The organism is Mycobacterium leprae TN, from assembly GCF_000195855.1.
GTDB classification, from domain to species: Bacteria; Actinomycetota; Actinomycetes; order Mycobacteriales; family Mycobacteriaceae; genus Mycobacterium; species Mycobacterium leprae.
This window is the reverse complement of the sequence record NC_002677.1, coordinates 893,596-904,640: the sequence shown is the minus strand read 5'-3', so window position 1 is coordinate 904,640 and position 11,045 is coordinate 893,596. Positions and strand designations below refer to the sequence as shown.

General features: G+C 61.4%; 11 protein-coding genes. 6 read left to right on the top strand and 5 right to left on the bottom strand.

The genetic code is table 11. The features are described 5' to 3' along the window. Positions 1-75: 75 nt before the first annotated feature. Positions 76-522, bottom strand: coding sequence for a DUF3499 domain-containing protein (locus ML_RS03840; RefSeq protein WP_197492465.1), 447 nt, complete (start codon positions 520-522; stop codon positions 76-78). A gap of 174 nt (positions 523-696) precedes the next feature. Here ML_RS03840 and ML_RS03835 point away from each other — a divergent pair, with 174 nt between their 5' ends. Further along, positions 697-1,116: a metallopeptidase family protein gene (locus ML_RS03835; protein ID WP_041323718.1), complete on the top strand. Its 420-nt coding sequence runs from the start codon at positions 697-699 to the stop codon at positions 1,114-1,116. Positions 1,117-1,144: 28 nt separating this feature from the next. Here the strand turns inward: ML_RS03835 and ML_RS03830 are convergent, their stop codons facing one another. Further along, positions 1,145-1,480, bottom strand: coding sequence for a WhiB family transcriptional regulator (locus ML_RS03830; RefSeq protein ID WP_041322511.1), 336 nt, complete (start codon positions 1,478-1,480; stop codon positions 1,145-1,147). 396 nt (positions 1,481-1,876) lie between these two features. Here ML_RS03830 and cofD point away from each other — a divergent pair, with 396 nt between their 5' ends. From cofD to ML_RS03805, 5 genes are all read left to right on the top strand, one after another. Next, positions 1,877-2,878, top strand: coding sequence for a 2-phospho-L-lactate transferase (cofD, locus tag ML_RS03825; protein WP_041322508.1), 1,002 nt, complete (start codon positions 1,877-1,879; stop codon positions 2,876-2,878). Continuing rightward, positions 2,875-4,248 (top strand): coenzyme F420-0:L-glutamate ligase, encoded by a 1,374-nt coding sequence (locus tag ML_RS03820; RefSeq protein ID WP_010907911.1) that lies wholly within the window; start codon positions 2,875-2,877, stop codon positions 4,246-4,248. Before cofD ends, ML_RS03820 begins: the two co-directional genes overlap by 4 nt. A 31-nt stretch (positions 4,249-4,279) precedes the next feature. Continuing rightward, positions 4,280-4,981, top strand: coding sequence for a hypothetical protein (locus ML_RS03815; protein ID WP_231846717.1), 702 nt, complete (start codon positions 4,280-4,282; stop codon positions 4,979-4,981). A gap of 21 nt (positions 4,982-5,002) precedes the next feature. Further along, entirely contained in the window at positions 5,003-6,670 is a 1,668-nt protein-coding gene (locus ML_RS03810; protein WP_010907909.1) for an Eco57I restriction-modification methylase domain-containing protein, read from the top strand. Between the two features lie 217 nt (positions 6,671-6,887). Beyond that, positions 6,888-7,148 carry an NUDIX hydrolase gene (locus ML_RS03805; protein ID WP_010907908.1) on the top strand — a complete coding sequence of 87 codons (261 nt, stop codon included), beginning with the start codon at positions 6,888-6,890 and terminating at the stop codon, positions 7,146-7,148. A 939-nt stretch (positions 7,149-8,087) separates the two neighbouring features. Here the strand turns inward: ML_RS03805 and manB are convergent. The 3 genes from manB to rfbD are packed head-to-tail and all read right to left on the bottom strand — an operon-like array spanning position 8,088 to position 11,020. Then, a complete protein-coding gene (manB, locus tag ML_RS03800; protein ID WP_010907907.1) occupies positions 8,088-9,164 on the bottom strand; it encodes a mannose-1-phosphate guanylyltransferase in 1,077 nt (358 codons plus the stop codon). A 1-nt stretch (position 9,165) separates the two neighbouring features. Continuing rightward, entirely contained in the window at positions 9,166-10,092 is a 927-nt protein-coding gene (locus ML_RS03795) for a glycosyltransferase family 2 protein (protein ID WP_010907906.1), read from the bottom strand. Further along, entirely contained in the window at positions 10,085-11,020 is a 936-nt protein-coding gene (gene rfbD, locus ML_RS03790) for a dTDP-4-dehydrorhamnose reductase (RefSeq protein WP_010907905.1), read from the bottom strand. Before rfbD ends, ML_RS03795 begins: the two co-directional genes overlap by 8 nt. Positions 11,021-11,045 lie beyond the last annotated feature (25 nt).

The following is an 11,045-nucleotide window of genomic DNA, read 5'->3' as shown; positions in this document are numbered from 1 at the left end:
GCCTATCGGCCCAACAGAGATACGGGCACTAACGGCCTGTAACGACATCGGTGAATCACCGGCTGCTGGTCCGAACTAATCGGAGGGGTCGGGCAATACTCGCAGATGTCCACGCCGCCGTCCGGAACGCAGCTCGGATGGTGCGAGCAGACCACCGCTAGGCACGGTGGCATGAGCTCCTGCAGACTGTAGCTGGGGATCTGCGAAGCCACCTAGCGATGCCCTGGCTCCGTTCCCGTAGGACCCGTGCTCACCACCCGGGCCTTCGCGTACAGCGTCTGCCAGGGCAACCAGGTCGTCCTCGTCGGGATTACTGGGCAATGGCCCGGCATGGCGCACAAGTTCCCACCCACGCGGTGCAGTGATACGAGCGGCATGATCGACACACAGATCCCACGAATGCGGTTCCCGCACGGTAGCGAGTGGACCTACCACCGCTGTCGAGTCCGAGTAAACGAACGTCAACGTCGCCACAGCGTAGTGCGGACACCCGGGCCGGCAGCAGCGACGGGGAACATTCACGACCGAAAGGCTATCGTGCGAAAACGTCGCTGAAGCGCCGGACACGCGCATCCGTTAGACACGGAATATTTAACCGTTACCATCGGCCCAGTGAGTAATTCTTGCAGTTCCTCGAGGCATGGTCAGTGGTCTCGCCGGTTCTCTTCGCGCCGAGCCGCGAAACGGGGCCGCGACATCCGCGGTCCGCTACTGCCGCCAACGGTTCCGGGATGGCGTAGCCGGGCCGAGCGGTTCGACATGGCAGTACTGGAGGCCTACGAACCCATCGAACAACGCTGGCAAGGGCGGGTGTCGGAGCTCGACGTAGCGGTCGACGAGATTCCCCGCATAGCCGCCCGGAACCCAGAAAACGTGCAATGGCCCCCCGAGGTTATCGCCGACGGACCGATCGCGCTCGCCCGGCTGATCCCCGCTGGCGTCGACGTTCGCAGCAATGCCACGCGGGCGCGAATTGTCTTGTTCCGCAAGCCGATCGAGCGGCGAGCCCACGACACCGTCGAACTTGGTGAATTGCTGCACGATATTCTGGTGGCTCAGGTAGCGATTTATTTAGACGTCGAGCCTTCAGCCATCGACCCGACGATGGACGACTGAGCCGCTGGTCCAGAGTGGGCTCTAACAATCAGATGACACCACGTTTAAGGCGGCGACGCTCACGCTCGGAAAGACCACCCCAGATGCCGAAGCGCTCGTCATGTGCCAAGGCATACTCCAAGCACTCGTGGCGCACTTCGCAACCCAGACAAATTTTCTTGGCCTCGCGCGTAGAGCCACCCTTTTCAGGAAAGAAAGCCTCCGGATCCGTTTGCGCGCATAGTGCCCGGTCTTGCCATTGGTCACTCGACTCCGGCTCAGATTCGACTTCGAATGCGACCAGCGCTTTGGGAACCACGCTCAAATAAGGCCGGGTGATTCCTGCCTGCGCTATGCCGGACGGGGTGGGCGGTGTGCTTCCCATTACGCCCCGAAGGTCCTTATAGGACATGGTCGTCCGTCTCCTCACCGTGTGATTGAGGGTGATCTTTCCCCCCGTATGCAATATACAGACAAATCGAACAAGTGATCGAATCTCGGCCTGCGACACCGGAACCGACTAACCGTGAAATGACACTACTGTGATTAGACACGGGTTGACCTGCCGGGTCAAGCGTGACTGCGAATTTCCATACCATGTTGTGATCGAATTTCGGCGTTTCTGTTGCCGTCAGCCCTCGGCATGTCGAGCGCATCTGGTCACAAGCTCTGCGCAGATCTTTTCCCGCCTTCCCTGTTCCACGGGGTGCTGTGGGTCGGGCTCAATGCCCCGACTCTCCCCCGCAAGCAGGCGGTGAGCAGAGCGGTACTATCATGCGGTGTGAGGGTCACGGTTCTGGTCGGTGGTGTGGGCGGTGCCCACTTCCTGCTGGGGGTTCAGCAACTGCTCGGCCTGGGTCAGTTTGGCCCTCAGCAATGCCCAGATACCTTAACAACAGGCCACGAGCTAACTGCCGTTGTCAATATCGGCGACGACGCCTGGATTCACGGGTTGCGTGTCTGTCCAGATCTGGACACTTGCATGTACACCCTAGGCGATGGGATCGACCCGCAGCGCGGCTGGGGTCACCGCGACGAAACCTGGCACGCCAAGGAGGAACTCGCGCGGTACGGCGTGCAACCCGACTGGTTCGAACTCGGGGACCGCGATCTGGCCACTCACTTGGTACGCACCCAGATGCTGAATGCCGGCTACCGGCTGTCGCAGATCACCACTGCACTGTGTGACCGCTGGCAACCAGGAGCACGGTTGGTGCCAGCCAGTGACGACCGCTGTGAAACCCACGTGGTGATCACTGATCCGATCAATGACAGCCGGCGCGCAATCCACTTCCAGGAATGGTGGGTACGCTACCGCGCCCAGGTACCCACACACAGTTTCGCCTATGTTGGAGCGGAAAAAGCCAGCGCCGCAACTGAAGCGGTAGCAGCTATCGCTGACGCCGACGTCATTTTGGTGGCACCATCGAATCCGGTGGTAAGTATAGGCGCCATCCTGGCCATCCCCGGTATTCGCGGTGCACTTCGGACAACCACCGCTCCGGTCGTAGGCTACTCGCCAATCATTGATGGAAAGCCGTTGCGCGGCATGGCCGATAAATGTCTCACAGTGATCGGGGTACAATCCACAGCAACGGCAGTGGGCCAGCATTATGGAGCGCGCCGCACCACCGGGATTCTGGACTGCTGGCTGGTACACGAAGACGACCACGCTGAAATCGAGGGGGTCGCGGTGCGGTCGATACCGCTGCTGATGAGCAGCCCGAAGACAACGGCTGACATGGTTAACATCGGGCTTCAGCTCGCGGGCGTGTCGGCGTGACCAGTTCGGATTCGCACCGCTCTGCACCGTCGCCTGAGCATGGCACCGCCTCGACGATCGAGATCCTTCCTGTCGCCGGGCTTCCCGAATTCCGTCCCGGCGACGATCTGAGTGCCGCGCTCGCCGCGGCCGCACCGTGGCTGCGCGACGGCGACGTCGTGGTGGTTACCAGCAAGGTGGTATCCAAGTGCGAGGGTCGGCTGGTCCCGGCTCCCGAGGATACTAGAGGACGAAATGAACTGCGCCGCAAGTTAATCAACGATGAAACGATACGCGTGCTGGCACGCAAAGGCAGAACCTTGATCATCGAGAACGGGCTCGGGCTGGTGCAAGCTGCCGCCGGTGTGGACGGATCTAACGTCGGCCGGGGCGAACTCGCGCTGCTACCTGTCAATCCCGACGCCAGCGCCGCAGTGCTGCGCATTGGGTTGCGCGCGATGCTCGGCGTCAACGTCGCGGTGGTCATCACTGATACGATGGGCCGCGCTTGGCGCAATGGCCAGACCGACGTCGCGATAGGTGCGGCTGGTTTGGCTGTGCTGCACAACTATTCGGGTGCCGTCGACCGCTACGGCAACGAGTTAGTGGTCACCGAAATCGCGGTGGCCGACGAGGTCGCGGCGGCCACCGATCTGGTCAAGGGCAAATTGACTGCGATGCCGGTGGCCGTAGTGCGCGGCCTTAGCCCGACTGACGACGGCTCGACCGCACAGCACCTGCTGCGAAATGGCCCCGACGACCTGTTCTGGCTCGGTACCACCGAAGCCCTCGAGCTGGGTCGCCAACAAGCCCAACTCTTGCGCAGGTCAGTGCGCCAGTTCAGCGATGAACCAATAGCAGCGGAGCTCATCGAAACAGCCGTGGCCGAGGCCCTCACCGCCCCAGCCCCACACCACACCCGGCCGGTACGGTTTGTGTGGCTACAAACCCCGGCTGTCCGGACCCGGCTGCTAGACCGGATGGCCGACAAGTGGCGCTTAGACCTCGCCAGTGACGCCTTGCCCGCCGACGCAATAGCACAGCGTGTGGCGCGCGGCCAGATCCTCTACGACGCACCCGAGGTCATCATTCCCTTCATGGTTCCCGACGGCGCACATGCCTACCCCGACGCCGCCCGTGCCAGTGCCGAGCATACAATGTTCATTGTCGCTGTCGGAGCAGCGGTGCAAGCCCTGCTGGTCGCGTTGGCGGTGCGCGGGCTGGGAAGTTGCTGGATTGGCTCAACGATCTTCGCCGACGACCTGGTCCGCGCCGAGCTCGAACTACCAGCCGACTGGGAGCCGTTGGGCGCCATCGCGATCGGGTATGCTCACGAGCCGACCGATTTACGCGAACCGGTAAGGGTCGCCGACCTGTTGCTACGCAAATGAATCCTCACTGCGGCGATTAAGCTTCGCACCCGTGGCCGTCTTGCAGCCGATGCCTGGGATCAACCTGCCCAAAGATGAGCTCACCGCTTTCGGCCGAAAATGGCTCTTCAGCTCGAAGTTTTCCAAGAAGGACGGGATGGACTTTGGCACGTTGATCGACGTGGCTGTCGGGGGCGCACTGTCGGTGATGCTCGGAAACATCCCTATCGTGGTTCCCACCGCCAGCCAGTTGCAACCATCGCAGCCCGATTGTGTGGAAGTTGGTGCCGTGCGAATAGTCGGCGGCGTGCGCCCGCAGAACTTCGATGTGGGCTACCGGCCGGACGGTGCGCGCATCGCGTTTGACAGCAAGACGCTGAACGATCACGACAGCGTCGGGAAGAACTGGCAGAACATGATCAACGATTTGGCAACCGAGGCAACCACAGTCCACAGCCGGTTTCCCAGCGCTGTCGTAGGATTTGTGGTCGCCATCCCAACGCCGTGCCTAGCTCCAGGAGCACGAACGAATGCCATCATCGGGGCCTTGGCTCGGCTGGGTAACCGAGAACTTGTGGACGAGCCCGACCATCGAGCAGAAGCAATGAGTCTGGTCTCCTGGGATCCAGTAACCGGCCGAGTCGACTCCAACCTGCCCGACCCGCAGAGCCCACTGCGGATCGAACGATTCAACACCGACATGTACCACTCGTACCACGCCCGATTCCAGGGCCTCCCACCTCATGCCACCTAAGTTGTTCGACGCGCCCTATGGATGGTGATCACGTATATCGGTGCTGCCCCCGATACTTGTTCCATGACGACGTTCGCGGGCAAAACGGCCGCCTCTGCCGACAAAGTTCGCGGTGGTTATTACACGCCGGCGCCCGTTGCCCGATTTTTGGCCCGTTGGGTTCGCCAGGCGGGGCAAAAGATCCTCGAGCCATCCTGCGGCGATGGCCGAATCCTCCGCGAGATCGCTGCACTCACCACCCAGGCGCACGGTGTAGAACTGCTGGCGCATGAAGCGCGAAAGTCCCGGAAATTCTGCTCGGTCGACACCGAGAACTTCTTCACTTGGTTGAGCAAGACCCAAGTAGGCAGCTGGGACGGTGTTGCCGGAAACCCGCCCTACATCCGTTTCGGGAACTGGGCAGCCGACCAACGGGATCCGGCGCTGGAACTGATGAGGCATGTGGGCCTGCGCCCAACGAAATTGACCAATGCTTGGGTCCCGTTCGTCGTGGCAAGCACAACGCTGGTGCGCGACGGCGGGCGGGTGGGCCTAGTCGTTCCAGCAGAACTACTCCAAGTCACCTACGCGGCACAGCTGCGCGAATTTCTGCTGAGCCTCTATCGGGAGATCATCCTCGTGACCTTCGAGCGGTTGGTGTTCGACGGCATCCTGCAAGAAGTTGTATTGTTCTGCGGTGTCGTCGGTGCAGGCCCAGCGCAAATACGCACCATCAATCTCCGAGATGCAGAATCCCTTAACTCTTTAGCAGAGTCGAACCTGGGCGTCGAGTCTGCTCCGGCGCTGCTGCACGAAAAAGAAAAGTGGACCAAATACTTACTCGACCCCGCGCAAATCCGATTGCTACGAAAACTCAAGCATGCCAACGCGATGACCCGGTTTGGCGAAGTGGCCGATGTGGATGTGGGCATTGTTACCGGCCGCAACAGCTTCTTCACCTTCACCGACGCCGATGCGCATGCCCTAAAGCTACGCAAGCACTGCGTACCGCTCGTCTCTCGCAGTACCCAGCTGGCCGGCATCGTCTACGACACGAACTGCCGGGCCAACGATATCGCCGCCAAGCACCGGACTTGGCTGCTCGACGCCCCGCACCACCCGACAGATTCTGCCCTGGTCACACACATCGACGCAGGTAAGCGCGCCGGCGTGGATAAGGGCTACAAATGCTCCATTCGCAAGCCATGGTGGAGCACACCGTCGCTGTGGATTCCCGACCTGTTCATGCTGCGCCAAATCCACCTAGCGCCGCGGCTGACCGTCAACGCCGCCGCCGCAACCAGCACCGACACCGTGCATCGGGTCCGCCTTATCGCCGACGTTGACCCGACCGCTCTTGCCGCAGTGTTCCACAACAGCGCCACCTTCGCCTTTGCCGAGATCATGGGGCGCAGTTACGGTGGAGGCATTTTAGAGCTCGAACCCCGGGAAGCCGAGCAGCTGCCCATTCCCCCACCGGCATATGCCAGCACCGAACTTGGCCAAGACATCGATCTGCTACTGAAGGCTAACGAGATCGAAAAGGCACTCGACATCGTGGATCGCCGGGTGCTGATCGACGGACTAGGCTTGTCGCCGGACCTTGTCGCTCAATGTCGCACGGCTTGGGCATCACTGCGCGATCGCAGAACCAAGCGGGGATCCCGGGTGAACATCTCGCGACGACCATTCGACAGTCCGCCATCGTAGTCCTCACCGACTGACAAAGCCTAATCCGGTCCAGGATATCGTGGCTGGATGCGGCACTGGCCTTTATCCACAGTCAACCCGGCACGTGCCGCCGAGGGTGCGTCCCCTGATCACGTCACCGCTTAGTCGTTGGTGCTCAACGACACCGCCAGCCAGGGTGCTCCCGTATCTTGGCCGCTGAGTCCAGCTGGCCGGGCACGACGAAGACCGCGTCGCCGTGGCACTGCGCGAGGCCACCAAAGAGTCTGGCGTGGCCGATCTGCGGATCACGCCCGAACTAACCACAATTCACGTCCACCCGGTAACCTGCTCGCTAAGCGAACCAACCCGTCATCTGGATTTGCAATTCGTGGCGCACGCGCTAGACGGCGTGCACATCGTGGTCAGCGACGAATCGGAGGCCTTAAGGTGGTGGCCAGCCGAAGCCTTGCGGCCGAAATTGACAGTGGCGCGGAAAAGTGCGAGGAGGTCACGCTAACGCCGATCTCGGTGTTAGCCACGGCGAACCAACGCTTGAAGGACGCGGTTGAGGACGTCGTCGCTTGTCCTCGGCGATCACACGGATCACAATCCAGCCTAGGTCAGCAAACTTCGCCAATCGCCTGATCTCCTTGAGATGTTACTTTCGGTCGGTGCGGTGTTGGTTGCCGTTATACTCCGCAGCGACCAAGTAATCCTCCCAACCCATTTCTAAGACACCGAATAAGTCACCAATCGTCGTAAACCGGAATCTAAGTAGTTGGTTTCGATATACCGGCGTCAATAAGAAACAACCACAACCAGCTTGCCTTCGGCGAGGCCACGCCACTGTCCACTAAGGGCAGCACCTCCGCTGGCCTTTGCACTTCACGAGCACCGCGGTGTCGTTTTGCCAATATTCGAAAGCGAACGATGTGGCACGCATGAGCGAGTGGAGTCGCGCTCATGCGTGCCACATGGGCGGTCGAGGTCGAAAGCGGTGTGGGGGCAACCCCGGTGACTGGAAGCCGCCTGATGGTGCTCGCTTCATCGGCGTCGAGCAATTCGTTGCGAACGATCAGTCCACGCTAGGTCCGGGCGCTGTTTGTGACGAATTCAATCGTCGTGTCTGCGCCAACCCACTGTGCACCATGCAAACGCCCATGCTAAAACACTTGCGATCGGCCGCCTGCCGGCGCGACCACAGCAAGGTTCCACAAAATACAAATGCGATCCTCTCGTCCCACTGCGGTATGTAAACGTCACGAAAGATCGTCCGGCACCACCTGCGTAGCAGGTAGTCATTCAGCGCACCGGCATCGACCGCTTCACTACCAATGAAGACTTCCCCCAGGCACCGATCGTCGTCTAGCCCACCGACATGAGCACCGGAGATCGACGTCAGCGCGGAAAAGTTCGAGTAGTCATCCCGGTAGCGTCGATTTCGATGCCCAAGAAGCTAGACATCGGAGGAGTAACGAATCCCGCCGTCGGGAATCGAAACACCGGGCCACACTCGAGCACCACGCAACAACTCACAACGCGCACCGATATCAGCGCCGTCTCCAATTACACCGTCGCGTATCAGTGCCCGCGGCCCAATGCGGACACCGAAGCCGAGGATCGAGCGCTCGATCACACTGCCGGCCTCAACCTTGGCCCCGTCAAAAATCACCGCTCCGTCTAACCGGACACCGGGGCCGATCTCAGCACCACGCCCAACAACCGTGCCGCCGATCAGCACCGCACCAGGAGACACCGCCGCACCGTCATGCACTAAGTGCTCGCCGCGGTGGCCGCCCAAGGCCGGTGATGGGGCAATGCCGCGCACCAGATCCGCCGACCCGCGAACAAAGTCTTCTGGGGTACCCATGTCCCGCCAATACGTGGCATCAACGTAACCACAGACCTTAACGTCGGCGTCGGAGAGTAGGGTCGGGAACACCTCGCGTTCAACCGATACCTCACGGCCTCGAGGAATCCGGTCGATAACATTGCGCTCGAAGACGTAACAGCCGGCGTTAATCTGGTCGGTAGGCGGATCTTGCGTTTTCTCCAGAAAGGCGGTAACTCGACCATCTTCGGTGGACACACAACCGAAAGCCCGTGGGTCACCCACTCGCACCAGGTGCAAAGTGACGTCAGCGAAGTTGGTTCGTTGGAATCCCAGCAACTGCCCGAGGTCAACACCGGACAACACATCGCCGTTGAACACCATGACGGTGTCGTGACGCAGCTGATCGATGACGTTGGCGATACCACCTCCAGTTCCCAGCGGAGACTCCTCAATCACGTAGTCGATTTGCAGGCCCAGCTTGGACCCATCGCCGAACTCCGCCTCAAACACTGCGTCCCGATATGAGGTACTCAGAATCACGTGCTCAATGCCCGCCGCAGCGATCCGCGACAGCAGATGAGTAAGAAACGGCAACCCGGCGGTGGGCAGCATGGGCTTGGGCGCAGACAAGGTCAGCGGCCGCAGCCGGGTGCCCTTGCCGCCGACCAGGACCACCGCATCGACTTGCAAGGTTGCCAACTCAACGTCGCCCTTCTGCCAGTTGCCTGGCCTGCTTCGCAGCCTGTTTACGACGCGAACTACGCACCATCAGGCGAGAACGCACCACCAACGAGCCACGCAGCATCCAGCGCAGCGGGGCTCGCCACCAACCAGAATGTCGATCAGCCAAGAAGATATAGGTGCTTTTGTGGTGGGCCGCCAAATGGCTTACCGGGTCACGTCCGGTGGAGTGGCCCTTGTGATGCAGCACTTCGGCCGACGGCACATAGACGCTTAGCCAACCAGCTTTGCCGAGCCGGTCCCCCAAGTCGACGTCCTCCATGTACATGAAGTAGCGCTCGTCGAAGCCACCGACCTCACGGAAAGCCGAACGCCGCACTAGCAGACACGAACCCGACAGCCAGCCCACCGGCCGTTCGGTGAGCTCGAGCCGTTCCTGGCGGTAGGCAGCTGTCCACGGATTGCGTGGCCAAACCGGCCCCAACACTGCGTGCATGCCACCGCGAACCAAGCTTGGTAAATGACGCGCGGACGGATACACCGACCCGTCGGGATCACGAATCAGCGGGCCCAGGGCCCCCGCGCGGGGCCATCGGGCGGCGGCGTCCAGCAGAGCGTCGATACTGCCCGGACCCCATTGCACGTCAGGGTTGGCCACAATCACCCAATCATCGACCCAAGGTTGGCCGGTTGCCCCGCCCTCCTCAAAAAACTGTGCGATAGCGAGATTCGCAGCGGTTCCGTACCCGAGGTTGGCCCCGGTCTCAAACAACCGAACATTGACGTAACGTTCGACCGCCACCTGCGGTGTCCCGTCAGTGGACCCGTTGTCGGCCAACACCACGCTCACCGGGCGGTCAGTGGCCAATGCTAACGAAGCCAGAAAACGCTCCAAGTGCGGTCCCGGCGAGTAAGTCACCGCGACGACGGGCAGCACGTCAGTCACGCGTAGAGGGTAACGGTCGATCGACCGGGAGGCTGCGAGATACCGCGAGTGCCTCGACAAGTGCGCTGCGCCAGGGCCTTAGCGGCGTTAAGCCAGCCGCGACGGACTGTCGACCAGATAGCGCGGAATAGGCCGGCCGGGCCGCCGAACGCGGGTTTTGGGCGGTGCTAACGGGTTGCACTTGCAGCGGGTCAGCGCCGCATTCTTCGAACACGGCGCGGGCTTGGCCGAATCGTGAAACCTCCCCCTCGTTGGCGGCGTGTAGGACGGACCCATGCACACTGCCGTCGGCGACCTGCAGCAGTGCGGCAGCCAGATCGACAACATAGGTCGGCGAGCCGATCTGATCATCAACCACGTACACCGGGCCGTCCCCAGCAGCCAAGCGTCGCATGACAGCGACGAAATCCTTGCCGGTCCCGCCGGTGTAGACCCAGGCGGTCCGGACCACGGTGGCCTCGGGCATCGCTGCCAGTACGGCCTGCTCACCAGCAAGTTTGCTGCGTCCGTACACCCCCAGCGGCCCAGTTTCATCCGTAGGCTCATACGGACGCGGAGCAACCCTATTAGCGCCCGAGCCGAAATCACCACTGAACACATAGTCGGTTGAGACGTGAATCAGGGCAGCGCCGGCGCACCGGCAGGCACGCGCGATATACTCCGGACCGGTAGCATTGACCGCATACGCGGCCAACTCGTTGCTTTCGGCGCCGTCTACATTGGTGTAGGCCGCACAGTTCACCACGACATCATTTTTTTTGAGGGCGCTGCGCCCCATCCGTTCGGCGACCGCGGCATCGGTAATATCCCATTGCGACGAGGTCAACGCTAGCACGTCCCGGCCCGCAGCGGTGGCCTGCGCCGCTAGAGCGCTGCCAAGCTGCCCACCGGCACCGGTAATCACTAGTCTGCCTGACCTGTCCGACACGGTTCGAGTCTGGCATGCCTTAGAA

Bases quoted from the DNA above. Each gene is read 5' to 3' on its own strand.
- ML_RS03830 (WP_041322511.1), bottom strand. From the start codon at position 1,480: ATGGGAAGCACACCGCCCACCCCGTCCGGCATAGCGCAGGCAGGAATC.
- ML_RS03810 (WP_010907909.1), top strand. From the start codon at position 5,003: ATGGTGATCACGTATATCGGTGCTGCCCCCGATACTTGTTCCATGACG.